This window comes from Saccharothrix algeriensis (genome assembly GCF_016907655.1).
Classification (GTDB): Bacteria; Actinomycetota; Actinomycetes; order Mycobacteriales; family Pseudonocardiaceae; genus Actinosynnema; species Actinosynnema algeriense.
The window spans coordinates 1,292,348-1,311,735 of sequence record NZ_JAFBCL010000001.1 but is presented as its reverse complement, the minus strand read 5'-3'; the positions used below and the strand labels follow the sequence as shown (position 1 = coordinate 1,311,735).

General features: G+C 74.4%; 18 protein-coding genes and 1 pseudogene. 12 read left to right on the top strand and 7 right to left on the bottom strand.

Translation table 11 applies throughout. From position 1 onward, the window contains the following. Positions 1-119 precede the first annotated feature (119 nt). A complete protein-coding gene (locus JOE68_RS05545) occupies positions 120-1,103 on the bottom strand; it encodes a LysR family transcriptional regulator (RefSeq protein WP_204841260.1) in 984 nt (327 codons plus the stop codon). An 83-nt stretch (positions 1,104-1,186) separates the two neighbouring features. Here JOE68_RS05545 and JOE68_RS05540 point away from each other — a divergent pair, with 83 nt between their 5' ends. The 4 genes from JOE68_RS05540 (at position 1,187) to JOE68_RS05525 (ending at position 6,037) form a co-directional block, all read left to right on the top strand. Further along, a complete protein-coding gene (locus JOE68_RS05540) occupies positions 1,187-2,005 on the top strand; it encodes an ATP-grasp domain-containing protein (RefSeq protein WP_204841259.1) in 819 nt (272 codons plus the stop codon). Positions 2,006-3,033: 1,028 nt separating this feature from the next. Then, positions 3,034-4,032 carry an efflux RND transporter periplasmic adaptor subunit gene (locus JOE68_RS05535; RefSeq protein ID WP_204841258.1) on the top strand — a complete coding sequence of 333 codons (999 nt, stop codon included), beginning with the start codon at positions 3,034-3,036 and terminating at the stop codon, positions 4,030-4,032. Next, a complete protein-coding gene (locus JOE68_RS05530; RefSeq protein WP_204841257.1) occupies positions 4,029-4,727 on the top strand; it encodes an ABC transporter ATP-binding protein in 699 nt (232 codons plus the stop codon). The genes JOE68_RS05535 and JOE68_RS05530 overlap by 4 nt, the downstream gene beginning before the upstream one ends. Further along, positions 4,724-6,037, top strand: a complete 1,314-nt coding sequence (locus JOE68_RS05525; protein ID WP_307819543.1) for an ABC transporter permease — start codon at positions 4,724-4,726, stop codon at positions 6,035-6,037. The genes JOE68_RS05530 and JOE68_RS05525 overlap by 4 nt, the downstream gene beginning before the upstream one ends. A 24-nt stretch (positions 6,038-6,061) precedes the next feature. Here the strand turns inward: JOE68_RS05525 and JOE68_RS05520 are convergent, their stop codons facing one another. Beyond that, the gene (locus JOE68_RS05520; RefSeq protein WP_307819542.1) at positions 6,062-7,954 is read right to left on the bottom strand and encodes an FAD-dependent oxidoreductase; all 1,893 of its coding nucleotides are present in this window, start codon (positions 7,952-7,954) and stop codon (positions 6,062-6,064) included. A gap of 162 nt (positions 7,955-8,116) precedes the next feature. Here JOE68_RS05520 and JOE68_RS05515 point away from each other — a divergent pair, with 162 nt between their 5' ends. Next, positions 8,117-8,626 (top strand): EF-hand domain-containing protein, encoded by a 510-nt coding sequence (locus JOE68_RS05515; RefSeq protein WP_204841256.1) that lies wholly within the window; start codon positions 8,117-8,119, stop codon positions 8,624-8,626. Positions 8,627-8,877: 251 nt separating this feature from the next. Here JOE68_RS05515 and JOE68_RS32160 read toward each other — a convergent pair whose 3' ends face one another. The 5 genes from JOE68_RS32160 to JOE68_RS05490 all read right to left on the bottom strand — a co-directional run bounded on the left by JOE68_RS32160 (position 8,878) and on the right by JOE68_RS05490 (position 12,576). After that, the gene (locus JOE68_RS32160) at positions 8,878-9,492 is read right to left on the bottom strand and encodes a pentapeptide repeat-containing protein (protein WP_204841255.1); all 615 of its coding nucleotides are present in this window, start codon (positions 9,490-9,492) and stop codon (positions 8,878-8,880) included. Between the two features lie 69 nt (positions 9,493-9,561). Beyond that, positions 9,562-10,563, bottom strand: coding sequence for an ABC-2 membrane transporter-related protein (locus tag JOE68_RS05505; RefSeq protein WP_204841254.1), 1,002 nt, complete (start codon positions 10,561-10,563; stop codon positions 9,562-9,564). Then, complete coding sequence (locus JOE68_RS05500; RefSeq protein WP_372443353.1) at positions 10,560-11,381, bottom strand: ATP-binding cassette domain-containing protein; 822 nt, start codon at positions 11,379-11,381, stop codon at positions 10,560-10,562. The genes JOE68_RS05505 and JOE68_RS05500 overlap by 4 nt, the downstream gene beginning before the upstream one ends. A 14-nt stretch (positions 11,382-11,395) precedes the next feature. Then, complete coding sequence (locus JOE68_RS05495; protein WP_204841252.1) at positions 11,396-11,773, bottom strand: GntR family transcriptional regulator; 378 nt, start codon at positions 11,771-11,773, stop codon at positions 11,396-11,398. A gap of 236 nt (positions 11,774-12,009) precedes the next feature. Next, positions 12,010-12,576, bottom strand: a complete 567-nt coding sequence (locus JOE68_RS05490; RefSeq protein ID WP_239562143.1) for a TetR/AcrR family transcriptional regulator — start codon at positions 12,574-12,576, stop codon at positions 12,010-12,012. A 261-nt stretch (positions 12,577-12,837) separates the two neighbouring features. Between JOE68_RS05490 and JOE68_RS05485 the strand changes: the two are divergent. The 7 genes and pseudogenes from JOE68_RS05485 to JOE68_RS05460 all read left to right on the top strand — a co-directional run. After that, a pseudogene (locus tag JOE68_RS05485) lies at positions 12,838-13,641 on the top strand (S1 family peptidase); the annotation flags it as partial. Between the two features lie 87 nt (positions 13,642-13,728). Next, entirely contained in the window at positions 13,729-14,007 is a 279-nt protein-coding gene (locus JOE68_RS32405) for a proprotein convertase P-domain-containing protein (protein WP_372443352.1), read from the top strand. Between the two features lie 377 nt (positions 14,008-14,384). Further along, the gene (locus JOE68_RS05480) at positions 14,385-15,143 is read left to right on the top strand and encodes a bestrophin-like domain (RefSeq protein WP_204841249.1); all 759 of its coding nucleotides are present in this window, start codon (positions 14,385-14,387) and stop codon (positions 15,141-15,143) included. Further along, positions 15,140-16,486 (top strand): serine protease, encoded by a 1,347-nt coding sequence (locus JOE68_RS05475; protein ID WP_204841248.1) that lies wholly within the window; start codon positions 15,140-15,142, stop codon positions 16,484-16,486. The genes JOE68_RS05480 and JOE68_RS05475 overlap by 4 nt, the downstream gene beginning before the upstream one ends. 226 nt (positions 16,487-16,712) lie before the next feature. Next, positions 16,713-17,831: a DUF418 domain-containing protein gene (locus JOE68_RS05470; protein WP_204841247.1), complete on the top strand. Its 1,119-nt coding sequence runs from the start codon at positions 16,713-16,715 to the stop codon at positions 17,829-17,831. Between the two features lie 265 nt (positions 17,832-18,096). Then, a complete protein-coding gene (locus JOE68_RS05465) occupies positions 18,097-18,717 on the top strand; it encodes a uracil-DNA glycosylase (RefSeq protein ID WP_204841246.1) in 621 nt (206 codons plus the stop codon). Positions 18,718-18,831: 114 nt separating this feature from the next. After that, on the top strand, positions 18,832-19,335 hold the full coding sequence (locus JOE68_RS05460) for a DinB family protein (RefSeq protein WP_204841245.1): 504 nt from the start codon (positions 18,832-18,834) through the stop codon (positions 19,333-19,335). Positions 19,336-19,388: the final 53 nt, after the last annotated feature.

Sequence of the window (19,388 nt, the reverse complement as noted above, 5' to 3'; positions counted from 1 at the left end):
GGCCCGACGCGGCCCGGGCCGCCGAGGCGGTCGCCCGGTGCGCCCAGCGGGTCCGGTGTCGAAGGAGCCCGCACGCGCAGCAGCCGGTTCGGGGAGCCGGGGCCGACACCGGTCAGCGCTCAGCGCACGACCCCGGCCCCCGGCGGCTCCTCCCCGAACTCCGGGTTGCGCTCCAGGAAACGCGTGTAGCGGGGCTGGCGCGCGACGATGTCCCGGTACGCGGCCCGCGCCGCCGCCACCACCCGGTCGGCGAACGCCGCCGCCGGGTTGGCCGCGTGCCAGCCGATCAGCGTCCGCCAGCGCAGCGGGCTGCCCGCGATCGCCACCGCCACCAGACCCGGGATGCCGCGCACCAGCGGCTGCGCCACACCGACCACGTCACCCTTCTCCACCAGCTCGACGCAGCTGACCACATCGGCCTCCTTGATGCTCAGCGGCGTGAACCCGGCCCGGCTGCACGCCGCGACCAGGCAGTCCGCCAGGCACCCGTCGCCCGGCGGCCCCGCCCAGTGCTCGTGCGCCAGCTCGGCCAGGTCGACCTCCTCACGCGCGGCCAGCGGGTGCCGGGCCGACAGCAGCACCCACACCGGCTCGACCGACAGCGCCCGCCACGTCATCCCCGGCCCGCCCGGCGGGCGCTGGTCCCCGCACACCCCGGCGACGGTGAAGTCGACCCGCCCCTCGGCCGCCATCGCGGCCAGCTCCTCGACCGACCACGACACCTGCGTGGTCACCTCCAGCTCCGGGTGCCCGGCGGTCAGCTGGTGCACCAGCCCGCCCAGCACCCGGCCCGTCGCGCCGCCCAGCCGCAGCCGGGTGGGCGCGGACCCCGAGTCGGCGGCCAGCCGGGCGATGTCCTCCCGCAGCCCGGACGCCGTGGACAGCAGCACCTTCGCCCGGGCCAGCACCAGCTCGCCCAGGGCCGTGGGTCTGCTGCCCCGCCGGCCCCGTTCGAACAGCGCGCCGCCGACCGACTGCTCGATCCGCCGCAGCTGCGTGGTGACGGCGGGCTGAGCGAGACCCAGGACGGCGGCGGCGCGGGTGATGCTGCCGGCGTCCGCGACAGCGCATACCAGTCGGAAATGGCGCAGCTCAAGCTCCATACCACGCACGCTAGGCGCACCCGGCGCACGGCGGAAGACGGGTGGTCCGCCGGGAGCAGGCCGGGCGTGCTTGGCTGTGGCGCGTGGCGAACGGGCGTTTCCCCCGGACCGGGCTGCGGCACTTCGTGGCCCTGGTCGAGCAGGCCGCCGCGGCGTCCGGCGCCAAGGTGCGCCGGCACTCCGACCACTGGCTGGCCGAGGTGGTGGGGGACGACCGGCGCGTGCTGGTGATCGGCCAGGTGTTCCCGCTGAACAACGCCGCGTCGGCCCAGGTGGCGACGGACAACCAGGTGGCGACGGACAAGGTGGCGACGTGCCGCCTGCTGGGCGACGCCGGCGTGCCCGCGGTGCCGCACCACCTGCTGCGCTTCGCGGACCTCGCCGACCCGGTGGCGCTGGCCAGGTCGCTGGTGGGGCTGCCGGCGGTGCTGAAACTGCACCGCGAGAGCAGCGGCGTGGACGTCCTGCGGGCGCGCACGGCCGAGGACGCGGCGCGCGTGCTGGGTCACCTGGCGGCGAGGTCCCGGGCGATCGCGGTGTCACCGTTCCTGGTGATCGACGACGAGTACCGCGTCGTGGTGCTGGACGGGGAGGTGCTGCTGGTCTACCGCAAGGTCATCGCACCGGGGGAGTGGCGCCACAGCCTGAAGTTCGGCGCCCGCCCGGACCCGGCCGTCCCACCGGCCACGAGGGCCGCGCTCGTGCCGATGGTGCGGGACGCGATGCGAGCCCTGGAGCTGCGGTTCGCCAGCGTGGACATCGCCCTCGTCGGCGGTGCGCCGATGGTGCTGGAGATCAACAGCGGCGTGACCCTCGAACACTTCAGCCAGGCCGGCCCACAGCACCAAGCCCTGGCCGCCGACGTGTACCGAGCCGCCATCCACGCCTCCCTGACCGACTGACCCGCGTTGACCGGCCGCGTTGACCGGCCGCGCTGACCGGCCGCGCTGACCGACCCGCGCTGACCGACCGCGCCCTCCACTCCCGCCGGACTCCACCCCCCGCCGGAGGCGATGTCCACGCGCCTGCCCAGGGGCCTCTACGCGCCTGTCCAGGGGGCGGACTGCGATCGGCGTGGGCCGCACCGCACCACTGGTGCCCGCACCGCTGGAAAGTCGGATGTCGGCTGTGTTTCACCGCGCCGACGCCGACTGGGCCGACTGGTGCGGTATTCCGCTCGAAGTGTGGTCGACATGGCGACTCGACGCTCTGCGTGATACGGCAACCCGATGGCTGGACGGCCGACATCCGACTTTCCAGCGGTGCTGACGTGGCAACTCCTCGATCGACCGACCGATACTGACCGAGTGCCGCCTGATCGGCACGTGGCAACTTCCTCCAGTTGCTTCCTCCGGCCGCAACCGACCAGTTCGACTAGTCAACCGGCCAATTCGACCAGTTGCGGCAGCGTGGCAACTCGGTCAGCGGCACTCGGCCTGACCCGGTTAGCGGTACTCGGTCAGGCTTCGGTCAGCGGTACTTGGTCAGACTCCGGTCGGCGGTACTCGGTCAGTGGCATTCGGTCAGTGGCACTCGGTCGGCAGCGGTAGCGGGGTCGGCAGAGGGGTCGGTAGGGGGCGGGGCGGGGTTGGACCGGGGGGCCGCCGGGGGCCGCGCCGTTTTTCTCCGGCAACGAACAGCATGCCCGAGAAGTGCCTGGTCGCGGGCCTATTCACTACAAGGAGCGATGCTTGGCGGTTGGGGCGAATCAGGCGAATCAACCGCGCCCCGACCGTGTTCGCAACCCCGACCGTGTCCGCAACCCCGACCGCCGACCGCACCGAGGTGAAAACCGGTCGACCGCGCAGCGCCCCCAGGCTAGGCCATCGGGTCGCATTGCGCCGCCGGGAAAGCAACCCCCTGCGACCCCCGGACGTCATGTCGGTAGGTTGGCCGGAACCGGCACGGATCTGCCTTGGGGGGAATTGCGGTGTCGAAACGAGTGTTGCCGCGCGTCTTCGGGTTGGCGTTGGTGCTGGCCTCGGTCCAGGCGTGCACGTCGGCCGCGCCGCAGGGCCCCGGCCCCGAGCTGGCCCCGCGCGGCACGACGATGACCACGGCCAAGCCGACGCGCCAGGACCTCACCAACAAGGTGAGCCTCACCGGCAAGGTCACCATGAACCCGATCTTCGGGCTCACCGCCCCGGTCGCCGGGCAGGTCCGCTACTTCGAGGTCGCCGAGGCCAAGAGCACGCCGACCAGGCCCACCCGCGTCGCGACGGTCTGGGCGCAGGGCCTGCCCCACTACGTCGAGGTGCCCGCCGGCGCCACGTTCGGCGGGCGGCTGGTGGACGACCACTCCACGGTCACCGCCGGCATGCCGGTCGTGTCGGCCAAGTACGCCGGTTACGGCATCGTCGCCGACATCGACGGCGAGCAGGCGTACCGGATCTCCGACGCCACGCAGGGCACCGTGCAGGCGCAGATCAAGAACGGCCCCGGGCCGTTCGCCTGCACCCTGCTGGGCACGATCGCCGCGCTGCCCGCGGGCACCGCGCCGGCGCCGCCACCCGAGCAGCCCGAGCAAGCCGGAAAGGAGGAGCAGGGGGAACCGCCCACCGGCGACCGCAGGCCCGAGCAGCCCGCCGGCTCCTCGGACCCGACGGGGCTGCGGCTGGTGTGCACCGCCCCCGCCGACATCAAGCTGATCAACGGCGCGGCCGCCACGCTGGAGGTCGTCACGGCCACCGCCGTGAACGCCCTCGTCGTCCCGGTCGAGGCGGTCGCGGGCGGTCACGGCAAGGGCAAGGTGGACGTGCTCGGCGCGGACGGCTCCAAGCGGACCACCGACGTCGTGCTCGGCCTCACCGACGGCAAGGTGGTCGAGGTCAAGGAGGGCCTGACCGGCGAGGAGACGCTGGCGGTGCCGGGCCCCGACCTGCCGCGCGCGCCGGAGGGCCAGGCCGAGCCGGGGGCGGGTTCGCGATGACGCCGCTCATCCGGCTCACCGGCGTGACCAAGACGCTCAAGGGCCAGCAGGAGCCGCGCACCATCCTCGCCGGCGTCGACCTGACCGTCCACAGCGGCGACAGCGTCGCCATCCTCGGCCGCTCCGGCTCCGGCAAGAGCACGCTGCTCAGCGTCATCGGCCTGTTCGACCGGCCGGACGCCGGGCAGTACCTGTTGGGGGAGCAGGACATCACGCGCATCCCCGAGCGCCGGGCCGCCGCGCTGCGCAGTGCCGAGTTCGGTTTCGTGTTCCAGCGGTTCTTCCTGCTCAAGCACCTCACCGCCGCGCAGAACGTCGCCATGGCCCTGGTGAACGGCCAGGGCTGGCTGCCGCGCCGCAAGCGCCGCGCGCAGGTGCTGGCCGCGCTGGACCGGGTCGGCGTCGCGCACCTGGCCAAGCACAAGCCGCCCCGGCTCTCCGGCGGCGAGCAGCAGCGGGTCGCGATCGCGCGGGCGCTGGTGCGCGAGCCCCGCGTGCTGCTGGCCGACGAGCCGACCGGCGCGCTGGACACCGAGACCGGCAACCTCGTGGTGCAGGCGCTGCTGTCCACCACGCTCCAGGGCTGCGGGCTGGTGCTGGTCACCCACGACCGGGACCACGCGGCGAAGATGGGCCGGGTGCTGCGGCTGTCGGACGGCGTGCTGAACCCGGCGGACGAGCGGGTGGTCGCGTGATCCGGCTGTCCGGGCGGCTGCGCTCGTCGCTGATCATCGGTGGGCAGGGGATCCGGGCGCGCAAGCTGCGCACGTTCCTGTCCATGATCAGCCTGTTCATGGGTGTCCTCGCGGTGGTCGTGGTGCAGGCGGGCGCCGAGATCGCGAACCGCGCGATGCTCGCGGACGTCGAGCTGTCGCAGGGCAAGGACGGCACCCGCCAGATGTACCTGGAACCAGGGGGCGACACCGTCGAGACCGCGCTCGACGTGCTGGCGGGCCGGTCCGACGCGGTGGCGACGACCTCGGTCCAGGCGATCATCGGCGAGCCGGGGGTCAAGCCGGTCAACGAGGGCGGCGGCCCGATCGACCAGCCCGGCGGCTACGGGCCCAACATGACCTGCGACGCGAACGGCTGCCGCGAGGTGCCCACCGGCAACGAGGGCGCGCCGTCCGGCCAGGCCGTGGAGCTGGAGCTGGTCGGGCTGACCGGCGACATCCGCGCCTTCCGGCCGTTCCGGGTGGAGTCGGGGCAGTGGCTGGAGTTCGGCGGCGACCCGTCGCTCGCGCCCCGGCTGGTGCTCAACACCAAGGCGGCCGAGGCTTTCCAGCGCTACCGGGTGCCGGCCGAGCTGCGGATGCAGGGCTCGTCGGCCAACGCGACGCCGCGCTTCATCGGCGTCGTGGAGGACGGCGGGTACCGGCCCGCCGCCTACCTGCGCACCGACGAGCTGCTCAACTGGCTGCCGGTCGGCGACGTGGGCGCGGGCGGCAGCCGAGGCGGCCCCTCCCTGCAGGTCTGGATGTCGCCGACGGCGGTGGAGGTCGAGCACGCGCTGCGGGCGCGGCTGGTGGCGAGCGGCACGCCGCCGGAGCAGATCCACGTGAACACGGTCAGCACGCTGGAGCGCATGGCGACCCAGCTGCGCCTGATGCGGCTGATCTTCCTCGGCATGGCGGCGCTGGTGCTGCTGATCGGCGTCGCGGGCATCCTCAACGTCGGCCTGGCCACGGTGGGCGAGCGGATCGAGGAGTTCGCGCTGCGCCGGGCGGTGGGCACACCGCGCCTGCTGCTGGCGGGCATCGTGCTGGCCGAGACGCTGCTGACCGGGTTGCTGACGGCGGCGGCGGCGATCGGCGTGGGCGTGGTGGGGCTGCGGGTCGGGGCGGGGGTGTTCGGCTCGCGGCTCTCGTCGCTGCAGGACGTCGAGTTCCCGTGGCAGGCCGGCGTCGCCGGGGTGGTGGCCGGCCTGGTGGCGGGTGTGCTGGGCGGGCTGGTGCCGGCGCTGCGGGCCGCGCGCATCCCCATCGCGACCGTGATGCGCGCCTGAGCGCCCCCCGCTCGGCCGGGCCCCTCAGGCCCGGCCGAGCAGAACGCCCGCCGCGGCCAGGCGCGCGGTGTCCAGGTAGCCGGTGCGCTCGGGGTCGAGCAGGCCGAACGCGGCCGCCGCCGCGTCGGCCGGCGTGCCCAGGGCGGCCAGCAGCCGCTGGAACTCGCCGAGCGTGAGCGAGCCGTCGAAGTCCGTGTCCGACAGCAGGAACACGGCGTCGGTCAACGGCGCGAACGCGTCCAGCGCGACCAGTTCGTCCACCGCGTCGGCGAACGCCTCCCGGCCGACCCGGCGGCCGTCCGCCGGACCACCCGCGCCGCCGCCCACCGGACCACCGGCCCCGGCCCGCCCGACCACCGACCCGCCCCCCGCGGGGCCGCCGCTCGCGAGCCCACCCGCCGGGAACGCACCGCCCGGGAAACCACCGCCCGGAAGACCACTGCCCGCGAACCCGTTGCCCGCGAACCCGCTGCCCGGCGCCCCGCTGCCCGCGTGCCCGCCGGCCGGCAGCCCCCCGTCGGAGAACCACGCCAGCACCGACCACAGCTCGCGGCACGCCTCGTGCACGCGCCGCGCCCGCTCGGTGTCCGGCGGCTCGTCGAACGCGGCCACCAGCCGCCGGCCGAACGCCACGAGGTCGCCCGCGCTGAGCACCCCGTCCCGGTCGCTGTCGAGCAGGTCGAACGTCGACACCCGCGGCAGCTCCGGGATCCGCTGCCGCGCGGACTCCCGGAGGTGCTCGGTGATCGCCTGCCCCACCGCCGCGCCCTGCCCGACCGCCGAACCGATCCGCTTGACCGTCCCGGACCGCACGTCACCGGCCGCGAACACGCCCGGCAGCCCGGTCTCGCCCGGCAGCGGCGCCCGGTCCAGCCCCCACGCGCCGGGCACCCGCAGCAGGTCCGAGCCGGTGACCAGGAAGCCGCGGGCGTCCGTGGCGGCCTGCCCGCCCAGCCACCCGGTGCACGGCCTCATCCCCACCAGCACGTGCAGCGAGGTGGCCGGCACGTCGGTGACGGCGCCGGAGCGGCTGTCCCGCAACGAGATCCGCGTCAACCGGTCGGTCCCGCCGACGGCCACCACCTCCGCGTGCGGCCGGACGGCCACCAGCGGCGAGTCCCGGATCCGCTCCACCAGGTACCGGGACATGGGGCTGCCGGCCAGTGACGGCCCGCGCACCAGCAGGGTCACGCGGCGGCCGTGCCGGGCGAGGTGCAGCGCCGCCTGCCCGGCCGGGTTCCCCGAGCCCAGCACGAAGGCGTGCTCGCCCGCCGTGCGCACCGCCACCGGCGTGCCCGCACCGTGGAAGACGCCCGCGTCGCGCAGCCCGGCCGCCCCCGGCACGTCCAGCTCGCGCCACCGCATCCCGGTCGCCACCAGCACCGCCGCGCCGCGCACGGTCGTGCCGTCGTCGCCGGTCACCGCCCACGTCCCGCCGTCGCGGCGCAGCCCGGTCGCCCGGCGGCCGGCCAGCCACCGCACGCCGAACCGCCGGGCCTGCGCCAGCGCGCGCTGCGCCAGCTCGCCGCCGGACAGCCCGGCGGGGAAGCCGAAGTGGTTCTCGACGCGCGAGGTGCGCCCGGCCTGGCCGCCCGGCGCGTCGTCCTCGACGATCACCACCCGCAGGCCCTCGCACGCCGCGTGCACGGCGGCGGCCAGCCCGGCCGGGCCGCCCCCGACGACGACCAGGTCGCAGCGGTCGCCGGCGGCCTCGTCGGTGAGGCCCAGGGCGGTGGCGAGCCGGATGAGGCTGGGCTCGGCGAGGGCCGAGCCGTCGGGCAGCTCCACCACGACCGAGGAGCGGCCCGGGTCGCTCCCGGTCGAGAACGGCACCTGGTTGCGTGCCAGGAAGTCCTTGATCGCGTAGCCGCGCGCCGAGCCGTCCCGCTCGACCACGCGCACCCCGGGGTTCGCCACCGCGACCTCCTGACCAGACGCGCCCGAGCCACCGACGCTAGCGGCCGTGATCGCCACCGGTGGCGATGTTCACCCCAACAGGTCACCGATGGGCCGGTGGTGGCCGAGACCATGTATCCGTGGTGCGGTGGTGTGCCCTTTTCCCCAGGGGGAGGACCGGTCATGGGAGGCTCGGCGCGGTTGCGCGACAAGCACGCCAAGCGGTTCGACATGTTCGACTCGAACGGTGACGGGGTCGTGCGGCAGCGCGACCTGGCCGGCCTCGCGGAGCGGCTGGTGCGGCGGTTCCGCGTGCCGGGCGACTCGGTCGGGGCGGAGCGCGTCAGGGCCGCCTACGAGATGTTATGGCTGTCCCTGCTGGCGGCCTGCGGGGTCGACGGGCAGGTGACGCGGGCGGGCTTCGTGGCCGCGCTGGGCGCCGGCGACCTGGCGCGCCGGGTCGGCGCGGCGGACGTGGTCGCGATCCGGGAGTGCGGCGCGACGCCGGAGGGGATCGTGGACATCGAGCACGTCGCGGAGATCGTCGTCGCGCTGGGCGCGCACCCCGGCGACGCGCCGCTGATCCGGGAGGCGCTGAAGCCGGACGGCAAGCTGCTCCCGATGGCGACCGTGGAGCGCCTGGTGGCCGGCCACTTCACCGACGACGCGCCGTCGGGCCTCTACGGGCGCTGACCGCGGGGCGCTCACCACGGGGCGTTGAGCACAGGGCGTAGAGCACAGGGCGTTGAGCACAGGGCGTTGACCACAGGGCGCTGACCACGGGGCGCCGCCCGGCGCGGCGGCGGTGAAGCGCTCGGTCGCCTCGTGCTGCGTCCGCAGGTCGGCGCGGCAGCGCAGTCGGCGGGCGCGGCCGGCGGGCGCGGCCGGCCCGTTCGCGCCCGCCCACGGCGCCCGGCCGACCGCGGGACCGTCCCGGGCCGCGCTCAGCCGATGCGCAGCCCCAGCGCAAGGGCGATGGTGATGGCCTGCTCCGGCTCGATCCGGGCGCCGGTCAGCTTGACCGCGGTCGGGTCGGTGCCGGACAGGTCGGAGCCGCGCAGGTCGGCCTTGGTGAAGTCGGCGCCGTGCAGCCACGCCTCGGTCAGGTCGACGCCCGCGAACTCCGCCCCCTGGCAGCGGGCGCCGGTGAGGTCCACGTCGTGCATCCGCACCCCGGTGAACGACGCCCGGCGCAGGTCCAGGCCCGGCATCCCGGCGAAGGACCAGTCGCCGCCGACGACCTTGAGCAGGTCGAAGCTGCCCCCGTCGAACATGCTCCCGACCGCCTTGCAGTCGGTGAACGTCGCGTCGAAGAACTCGCACCGGACGAACGTGCAGTTGAGGAACGCCGCCCCGGTGTGGGTGGAGGCGTTGAACTCCACACCCCGGAACACGCACTCGGTGAACGTCGAGCCCCGGTTCGCCAGGTCGGCCATGTCGACGTCGATGAACGCCGTGCGCTCGTACTGCTCGCCGGTGATCTCGTTGACCGTCCAGTCCCGGTCGAGGACCGTCGTGTCGGTGGGCGGTGTCGGGGCGCCTCGTCTGCGTTCAGCCACACCGCACTATCGCAAGCGCCGCCCTGCGCCGGCGACCGCACCCGCCCTCGGGTGCGGTCGCCGGCGGCGTCAGCGGAACCGCTTGCGCAGCCACCACGCCGCCGACACCACGAGGGCGGCGGCCAGGGCGGTGAACAGCGCCGCCTCGATGGACTGGAACAGCCAGAACCGGTCGCCGGGGTGCAGCTTGACCGCCGAGCCGACGACACCGTGGTCGATCAGGCACTCCAGGCGCCTGCCCGTGTTCAGGTGGGTGTTGCACGACGGGGCCATCGACCGCGCCGCCGTGAAGCTGAGGAAATCGCCGTTCCGGTCCAGGTGACCCGCTTCGAAGACCCACGGGTTCGGGTCGACCGCCCGTGCCGGGGCCTCCTCGTCGTACCGGGTGCTCAACACGACCGGAGGCAGGTAGTGCGGCCGGACGAACCAGCGGACCGCGAGCACCACCCCGGACCAGACGACGAGCGTCGACGCCATGGCCGGCACCGTCCGCCGCACCACCAGCCCGACCACGAGGCCGAGCGCCACGGCGAACAGGGTGTAGCCGAGCAGCGCGAGCGGCTGCGCCTCGAACGGCCCGGTGACCAGCCGCAGTCGCGCGCCGGCCAGGTCGCCCAGCGCCGAGGTCCACCACACGTACGTCACGCCCAGCACGACCGCGCCGAGCGCCGCCGGGACGGCCACGACGGCGACCTTGGCGGCGAACCAGCGGCGCGGGCTCGCCGACTGGGTCAGCGCGAGCAGGTGGGTGCGCCGCTCCCACTCGCGCGCCACCGCCGGCGCGCCGAGGAACACCCCGGCGAGCGCCGCGTAGCCCAGCAGCGCCAGTCGCGCCGCGTCGAGCGCCCGGGAGAAGGGCAGCCGGGAGAAGGACAGGGCGCCCGGCGCGTCGGCGAGGAGGTGCCGGCACTCCGAGGACACCGAGTCGGCGACGCAGGGCCACAGGTCGTTGTCGGCGACGTCGGCGAGCATTTCGGACCGCAGGAAGGCCATCGTCGCGACGCCGAGCAGCGCGTACGCGGCGAGCGCGAGGACCAGGGCGCGCTGCTGCCGCCAGGCGAGCCAGATCACGCCGCCACCCGCTCTCGCCGCAGGTACGCCAGCACGAGCTCGTCCAGGGTCGGCGCGGCCACGCCGCCCCGCGCCAGGTCCAGCGGCCCCGCCACGCGCAGCAGGGCGGTCAGGTTCCGCTCTCCCGCACGGGATTCGACCACCTCGTGCGCCCCGAGGTCGGCGTCCCGCGGCGCGGTCACCAGGCGGTGGCCGTCGATCAGCTCGTCGACCTCGCCCGCGAGCCGGACTCGGCCCCCGTCCAGCAGCAGCAGGTGGTCGCAGGCGTCGGCCAGCTCGCCCACGGCGTGCGAGGACAGCACCACCGTCACCGCGGTCTCGGCCACGGCGAGCATCAGGCAGCGCAGGAAGTCGTGCCGCGCCAGGGGGTCCAGTTCGGACATCGGCTCGTCCAGCAGGAGGACCTCCGGCCGCCGCGCGAGCGCCAGGACGTGGGCCAGGCGCGCGCGCTGGCCGCCGGACAGGCGGCGCACCCTGGCTCCGCGCGGCAGCCGGGCCTCCTCCACCAGCCGGTCCGCGTAGTCGGCGTCCCAGCCGGGGTTGGCCTCCCGGCCGAAGCGCAGGGTCTCGGCGACGGTGAAACCGCGGTACAGCGGCTTGTCCTGCGCCACGAACCCGACCGCGCCGCGGACCTCGACCGCGCCCTCGGTGGGCCGCAGCAGCCCGGCGGCCAGCGCCAGCAGCGTCGACTTGCCCGCGCCGTTCGCGCCCACCAGCGCGGCCACCCGGCCCGCGGGCAGCTCGAACGAGCAGTCCCGCAACGCCCACCCCCGCCGGTACCGCAGGCCCAGGCCCCGCGCCCGCACGGCAACACCCACCACGTCCCCCAAGGTCAGAACTCCCGGTCCAGCACGGCTTGGAACAGCGCCTCGACGTCCTCGCGACCCAGGCCGAGCGAACGCGCCCGGTCCAGCCACGCCAGCAGGTCGGCCCGCAGCGGCGAGCCCTCGGCCGCGCCCGGCGCGGCCAGGGACCGGCGCACGAAGGTGCCCAGCCCCGGCCGGGGCTCGACCAGGTCCTCGCGCTCCAGCTCGCGGTACGCCTTCAGCACCGTGTTGGGGTTGATCCCGGTCCGCTCCACCACCTCGCGCGCGGTGGGCAGCCGGTCGCCGGGGCCGAGCAGCCCCAGCCGCAGCGCCTGCTTGACCTGCTGCACGAGCTGGAGGTAGGTGGCCACCCCGCAGCGGCGGTCGACCCGGAACTCGATCAACCCCGACCCTTCCACTAATCAACTAGTGGAATGACTGTGACGCAGCGGTGGGGCGGCTGTCAACCGCGCGGCCGGCGCACGAGCCGGCCGTACCGGGACTGGTCGACCACTCACTGCTCGGGATGGAGAACGGTCGTGCTCGACCGGCGCCGCCGAGCGGCCCGGCGCCGCCGAGCGGCCCGGCGCCGCCGAACGGCCCGGCGGAGCGGGACAGCCTGGCGGCGCGGGACAGCCGGTCAGTGACGCCGGATGCCGGCGGACAGGGTGCGGGCCCAGGGGGCGTCGACCTCGGCCGCGTCCACGGCGACCACGAGGTGGCACAGCATCCCGCGCGCGAAGAACCCCTGAACCTGCGCCTCGGTGGCGCCGGACGTGCCGCGCACGTACTCCACGGTGCGGGCGTACCCGCGTTGCAGGACTTCGCGCACGGCGGGTTCCGAGACGGCCGCGCACTGGGCGTGCATCTGCACCAGCAGCAGCGCGTTCTCCTCGGCGATGAGCCGCGCGTAGACGTCGCCCATGGCGTGCAGCACGGCCTCGGGCGAGCTGCCGCCCGCCTCGGCCACGCCGTCGCCGAAGCTCTCCCTGATCCGGGTGAAGCACCGCTCCACCACGGCGAGGAACAGCGCCTCCTTGTCCGGGAACAGCCGGTAGACGTAAGCCTGCGAGATGCCGGCCGCCTTGGCGACCTCGCCGGTGGTGGTGCCGTAGTAGCCCTTGGCGCCGAACGCGCCCAGCGCGGTGCGCAGCACCGTCTCCCGGCGCTCGTCGGCGGTGGACAGGCGGCGCCCGGTGCTCGGCATGGGATTAACCAATCACTCACAGTTATCGGTGTCAATCGCGGCCGCACTCGGACGGATTCCGCCGAAAGGGGGATGTGCAGGGATGAACACCGCTGGAAACCGGTGAAGAGCCGGAAGAATTCCCGTCGTTCGTCGGATTGTGAGCCGGCCTTCCGCCCCCGCATCATGGGCCGCCGGCGCTCTGCCGGTGTTCGATCCCTGCTGACTCGACGTCCGGCCACCCTGCGAGCACCACCCGGTCGGGCGCGGGAAGGAACGACTGTGCGCACGACAGCGAAGAAGGCGCTTGCCCTTGCCGCGGGCATCGCCGCGATCCTGGCCGCGTTCGGCGGCCAGTCCTCCGCGGCGCCGCCGAGACCCGGCGCCGACGGCGTCACCCCGCAGGTCGTCGGGGGCAGCCCGGCCGCCAAGGGCGAGTTCCCGTGGATGGTCCGGCTGTCCATGGGCTGCGGCGGCGCCATGTACACCGAACAGCTCGTGCTCACCGCCGCGCACTGCGTGGACCGGTCGGGCAACAACACCGGCATCACCGCCACCTACGGCGTGGTGGACCTCCAGGACTCCTCCGCGGTGCGGCGGTCGTCCACCTACGTCCACCGCTCGCCCACCTACCCGACCGCGACCGGCGGCGACTGGGCGCTGATCAAGCTCTCCAGCCCGATCGCCGGCGCGGCGCTGCTGCCCATCGCGACCGCCCCCGACCTCAACACCGGCCGGTTCACCGTCGCGGGCTGGGGCGCCACCCGCGAGGGCGGCGGCCAGTCGCGCCACCAGATGAAGGCCCAGGTGGACTTCATCGACGACACCACGTGCAAGAACGCCGGCTCGTACTACCGCTCCCTCAAGCCGGCCGCCGAGATCTGCGCGGGCGACCTCGCCCGGGGCGGCGTGGACACCTGCCAGGGCGACTCGGGCGGCCCGATGTTCCGCCGCGACAGCGCCGGCTCCTGGGTCCAGGTCGGCATCGTCAGCCACGGCAACGGGTGCGCGCGGCCCAACAACCCGGGCGTCTACACCGAGGTCAGCACGTTCGCGGCGGCCATCAGGGCGGCGGCGGACAGCCTCGGCGGCACGCCCGTCCCGCCCGGCAAGACCTTCGAGAGCACCGCCGACGTCGCGATCCCGGACGCCGGCTCGGCCGTCTTCAGCGACGTGGCGGTCAGCGGCGTCGCCGGCGCCGCGCCGACCGCGCTGAAGGTGACCGTGGACGTCAAGCACACGTGGAGCGGCGACGTGGTGCTGGACCTGGTCTCGCCGGGCGGTTCGGCCTTCCGGCTGAAGAGCGCGAGCAGCTCCAGCACCCCCAACGTGAACGCCACCTACACGGTGAACGCGTCGTCCGAGGTCGCCAACGGCACGTGGCGGCTCAAGGCGCAGGACGTGTACCGCCAGGACAGCGGTTACATCGACTCCTGGAAGCTCACCTTCTGAGCACCTGATCCGACCACGCCCGTGACGGGGCCGGCCTCCTGCGAGGGTGGGCCGGCCCCGTCGCCGTCGCGCGGCTCCGGGCGGGCGGCCCCCCGGAGCCGCGAGCAGCGGTGTGGACGCCCCCTTTGCGACGGAGCGTCGCGCAGGTACCTGCACGATCGTGTTAGTGAAATAGCCCCTTCAGCGGGTTCAGTCCGCACTTGAGCGGACCAGACCAGCGGGTCACCCCCTGCTGGTGTCACGGGTTCACCCGTCGGTTTGGCGTTGCGTCGCACACGGATGAATGACCTTGTTGTCGGAACGAACCGTTCATTACCTTTCACAAGCAGTGAATTCGCGGGTCTGTGGAATTCATTCCGGGTCGTGAGAGGACCGCGATGAACGTCTACGTCACGGGGTTGCTGTGGGTCGGCGGCGCGGCCGTCGTCGCGGCGGCGCTCGCCTACCTCATCCGCAAGCACGGCGACGCGGAGGGGCGCTCGGCCAACAACGAGGCCGCGGGGCAGGTGTTCACGATCGTGGGCGGCCTGAACGCGGTCCTGGTGGCGTTCGTCCTGATCGCCCTGTTCGACGGCGTGGGCAAGGCCGAGGAGTCCTCGTACAAGGAGGCCGACGGCCTGGTGGCGGCGAGCTGGGCGGCCGAGGCGCTGTCCCCGCAGACCGGCGAGGAGGTCCGGCGGCTGGCCCGCGAGTACGCGACGACCGTGATCGACGTGGAGTGGCCGAACCTGGCCGCGGCCAGGGAGTTCGAGTCGCCCGGCTGGTCGCAGCTGGAGCGGATGCGGCAGGCGGTCGCCGTCGCGCCCGCCGACGACGAGTGGCAGGTCGGCCGCAAGACCGAGGCCGCCCACCAGCTGTGGCAGGTCTACCAGGCGCGGCAGGGGCGGCTGGAGTCCGCCGGCGGCGGCGTCGGCACGGTCGTGTGGTTCGTGCTGGTGGTCGGCTCGTTGCTGACGATCACCCTGCCCCTGCTGTTCGGCGGCCCGCTGATGCGCACGCACGTGGTCATCGTCGCCACCCTGGCCGCGACGATCACCCTCCTGCTGTTCGCGACCTACCAGCTGCAGAACCCGTACGGCGGCGGCGCGGAGCTGGAGCCGAACGCGTTCACGGCGGCAGTGGCGAGACTCGAATGATCCTGGAGGCGCTGGCGCTGGTGTGCTCGACCATCCAGGTCGAGGCGGGCGACCGCGGCCCGTCGACGGTCTACCTGGTCGACCTGCCCACCGGCGCGGCGCGCCCGCTGAGCACCCTGGACGTGCGGCTCAACGCGATCGGCTACTCGGCGCCGCAGGGCCGGGTGTACGGCCTGGACGCCGACGGCCGCGTCGTCGCCCTCGACCGCGCGGGGCGGCGGGTCGACCTCCCGTCGCGCCCCTCGCCGGTGCTGCGGCAGGCCACGGCCGGCGCGGTGGTCGACGAGCGGCTGGTCGTGCGGGTCGGGCACTTCCTGCTGTCGATCGACGTGGACCCGGGCAGCGACCGCTACCTGCAGGTCGTGGACCGGACGTGGCTGTGGCCGGCGCCGGACGCGATCTCGGTGGACGACTTCGACCTCAACCCGGCCGACGGGCTGCTGTACGGCGTGGCGACCCCGCCGCACGGCCGGTCCCACCCGGTGACGCTGGACCCGTCGAGCGGCGAGGTGCGCAGGGTGGCCGGCGCGGGGCGGCTGCCGGCCGGGAGCGCGTACGGGGCGGCGGTGTTCGGGCGGGACGGCGCGCTGTACGCGACCAGCAACCGGGAGGAGGGGCGGAGCAGGCTGTACCGGGTCGCGCTGGACGGCTCGGGGGAGGTGGCGGAGCTGTCGTCGCGCCCGGCGGTGCGCACGCTCGACGCGTCCGGCTGCCTGCCCCCCGAGGACCCGCCCCAGCCGACACCCACACCCACCCCGACACCCACTCCGACGCCCACCCCGACTCCGACGCAAACACCGACACCGACCCCTACGCCCACCCAGACACCGACACCGACCCGGACACCCACTCAGACGTCGACACCGACCCAGACACCCACACCCACCCAGACGCCGACAACGACCCAGACGCCCACACCCACCCAGACACCGACACCGACCTCGGATCCGACTCCGACGCTCCCGCCGGCTCCCACCCCCACGCTCCCGCCGGCCCCCACCCCCACGGCCACACCGCCGGCCAGGACGTCCACCTCCCCGCCCGCCGTCCCGGCGCTCCCGGTGGTCCCGCCGGCCCCGCTGCTCCCCCCGCGACCGGGTGACCCGCCGGGCGAGCAGCCGCAACCGCCGCCCGCCGAACCCCCCGCAGCCGAACCGGCGCCCCCCACCGAAGCCCCGCCCCCGGAGACCACGAAGGCCAGGTTCCGGGTCCAGGACCCGCGCGCCGACACGGTCACCGAGCTGAACCGCAACATCCGCGACCAGCGCCGCTGGGGCCTGGTGGCGGTCATCCTGATCCTGGCCGCGGGAGCCCTGGCCCGCCTGCACGCCCGGCACCGCTGACCGACCGCGCCGCCTGACCGACCGCGCCGCCTGCCGGACCGCGCCGCCTGCCGGACCGCGCCGCCTGCCGGACCGCCGCGCCGGGGATCGCGCCGCCTGCTCCTCCGAGGCGCCCGCTCGCCGCCCGTGTCGATCGAAGGTGTGACACCCGGAGGCACCAAAGACCGACTCGGCGCAGCGCCGCCGCCCCCTACCGTCGTCCGGGGAATTTCCACCGGAGGGGGCTATGGGCGGTCGGATCACGGCCTTGGACGTGCTGCGCGGCGTGGCGATCCTGGGCACGCTGGGCACCAACATCTGGATCTTCACCGACCCGGCGGGGCCGGGCGGGTTCCTCGCCGGGCCGTCGGGGGTCGGCGAGGCGCTGCTGCGGATGGTCAGCAACGGCAAGTTCCTCGCGCTGCTGTCGATCATGTTCGGCATCGGGCTGGCGCTGCAGCACGGCTCGGCGGTCGAGCGGGGCCTGCGGTGGCCCGGCTGGTACCTGTGGCGGTCGGCGCTGCTGCTGGTCGAGGGGCTGCTGCACTTCGCGCTGATCTTCGAGTACGACGTGCTGGTGTTCTACGCGCTGGTGTCCGTGCTGGTGGCGTACGTCGTCGGGCGCAGCGGCCGGGTCGTGTGGGGCTGGCTCGCCGGCGCCGCCGTCGTGCACGTGGCGTTCGTCGCGCTGCTGACGCTGGGGTTGCTCGCCGGTGAGGCGTCGATCGGCGGTGAGGCGTTGGCGATCGACACGTCGAGCTGGCCCGCGCACGTCCGGTCGAGGCTGGACAACTTCCTGGTGCTGCGGTCCGAAGCGGTGTTCGTGCTGCCGTTGAGCACGGTGCTGTTCCTGGCCGGGGCGCGGCTGCTGCGGGCGGGCGCGCTGGAGGACTCCGAGCGCGGCCGGCGGATCCAGCGCCGCCTGGTGGTGTGGGGGCTGGGGGTCGGGCTGCCGCTCAACGTGCTGACCTCGCTGTCCGGCGTGGAGTGGTTCGCCGTCGACCGGTACCTGTGCGCGCCCCTGGTGGCGTTCGGGCTGCTCGGCGGGATCACCGCCCTGGTGCACCGGATGCGCGCGCCGGAGGGGCCGTTGCGACGGGGGGTGACGGCGGTCGGGCGGTCCGCCCTGACGTGCTACATCGCGCAGAACCTGATCGCGTCGGTCCTGTGCTACCGGTGGGGGCTCGACCTGGTGGGCCGGTTCGGGCACCTGGGCGCGTGGTTCACCGCGGCGATGTGGCTGCTGGTGTCGGCCCTGCTCGTGGTCGGCGCGTCGTGGTGGATGGGCCGGTTCCGGCGCGGTCCGGTCGAAGCGGTGTGGCACTGGGCCTACCGGGCGCCGCAGCGCCGGGCGGTCCGGGCCTGAGCGCGCCGGCGTGGCGTCGGCGGCCCGGGCGCCGCGGGCGCGGGCGTCATCGCCCCGCTCACGGAGGTGGACCGGGCACGGCGGCCCGGACGCCGCGGGCGCGGGCGAGGTTCCGGGCGGGGTTCCGGGCGGCGGACCCCGGGAGCGCCCGCACCTCGCCCGAGCCGCCGATCGTCACGCTCGGTCACCGAGAACGCTGCGCAGCAGGTTCTTCCGCCCGGACGGAGGATGGCCGCAAGTCCTCGTTCCGGTGGAAAGTCGCCTGGTGTCCTCCACCGTGTTCCCGGCGTCGCCCAAGGGCCACCGCGACCCCCGGATCGTCGCCCGCAAGATGACGCTCCTCCAGGCCCCGCACATGAAGCCGCTGACCGAGTTCGCCCGGCGGATCGCCGAGGAGCGGAAGGTCGACGTCCCGCTGTTCGACCCGGCCAGCGGGGGCGTCAACGCGAAGGTCCTCCTGCTGCTGGAGTCGCCCGGCCCGGCGTCGGCGGCGTCCCGGTCGGGCTCCGGCCTGATCTCGCTGGACAACGACGACCAGACCGCCGTCAACGGCTTCACCGCGCTCAAGGAGGCGGGCCTGTCGCGCCAGGCGTGCCTGAACTGGAACATCGTCCCGTGGTACCTCAAGGGCCACGCGCCGACGCCGGCCGAGCTGCGGGCGGCCGTGCCCTACCTGGTGGAGCTGCTGCGCATCCTCAAGGACCTGAAGGCGGTCGTCGTCCTCGGCACCCCGGCCGGCACCGGCTGGAACCTGTCCGGCCGCGGCTACGGCCTGAAGGTCTTCAACGCGCCCCACCCGTCCCCGCAGTCCATCAACCGCGACCGGGCCACCCGGTGGCCGCAGCTGGTCGAAGCCTTCCGCCAAGCGGCGGCGGCCATCGCCTGACCCCGCGCAGGTCCGGTCCCGCGCCGGGAACTTCACCTCCGCGGCGGATCGAGGACCGGAGTTGACCGCAATGCCCTCTACCGTTGGTCACAACGACGACGGAAGAAGGCAGTCATGACCCGCACCGCGCAGCCGACCACCGAGCAGACCGACCTGCTGACGACGCTGGCCAACCACCGCCGCTTCCTCCGCTTCACCGTCCAGGGCCTCACCGACGACCAGGCCCGGGAGACCCCGACCGCCAGCGCGCTGTCCCTCGGCGGCCTGATCAAGCACGTCCGCGACGTGGAGGAGAGCTGGCTGCGGTTCGCCGTCGGCGGCGCGGAGCTGATGACGAGCGCGCAGGGCGACTGGGAGAACGGCTTCCGCCTGCTGCCCGACGAGACCCTGGAGGGGGTGCTCGCCGCCTACGAGGAGACCGCGCGCAGGACCGAGGAGCTGGTCGCCGGGCTGGACATGGACACCGCCCACCCGCTGCCGGAGGCGCCCTGGTTCGAGGCGGGCGCGTCCTGGACCGTCCGCCGGGTCCTGCTGCACCTGATCGCGGAGACCTCCCAGCACGCCGGGCACGCCGACATCATCCGCGAGACCCTGGACGGGCAGCGGAGCATGGGCTGAGCCGGACCCCGCGCCGCCTGTCGACCGGGGTCCGTAGAGTGCGGGTGGGATCG

Excerpts from the sequence above, each read along its gene's own strand:
- JOE68_RS05545 (WP_204841260.1), bottom strand. The coding sequence starts at position 1,103 with ATGGAGCTTGAGCTGCGCCATTTCCGACTGGTATGCGCTGTCGCGGAC.
- JOE68_RS05530 (WP_204841257.1), top strand. The coding sequence starts at position 4,029 with ATGACGCCGCTCATCCGGCTCACCGGCGTGACCAAGACGCTCAAGGGC.
- JOE68_RS05515 (WP_204841256.1), top strand. The coding sequence starts at position 8,117 with ATGGGAGGCTCGGCGCGGTTGCGCGACAAGCACGCCAAGCGGTTCGAC.
- JOE68_RS05490 (WP_239562143.1), bottom strand. The coding sequence starts at position 12,576 with ATGCCGAGCACCGGGCGCCGCCTGTCCACCGCCGACGAGCGCCGGGAG.
- JOE68_RS05480 (WP_204841249.1), top strand. The coding sequence starts at position 14,385 with ATGAACGTCTACGTCACGGGGTTGCTGTGGGTCGGCGGCGCGGCCGTC.
- JOE68_RS05475 (WP_204841248.1), top strand. The coding sequence starts at position 15,140 with ATGATCCTGGAGGCGCTGGCGCTGGTGTGCTCGACCATCCAGGTCGAG.
- JOE68_RS05470 (WP_204841247.1), top strand. The coding sequence starts at position 16,713 with ATGGGCGGTCGGATCACGGCCTTGGACGTGCTGCGCGGCGTGGCGATC.
- JOE68_RS05460 (WP_204841245.1), top strand. The coding sequence starts at position 18,832 with ATGACCCGCACCGCGCAGCCGACCACCGAGCAGACCGACCTGCTGACG.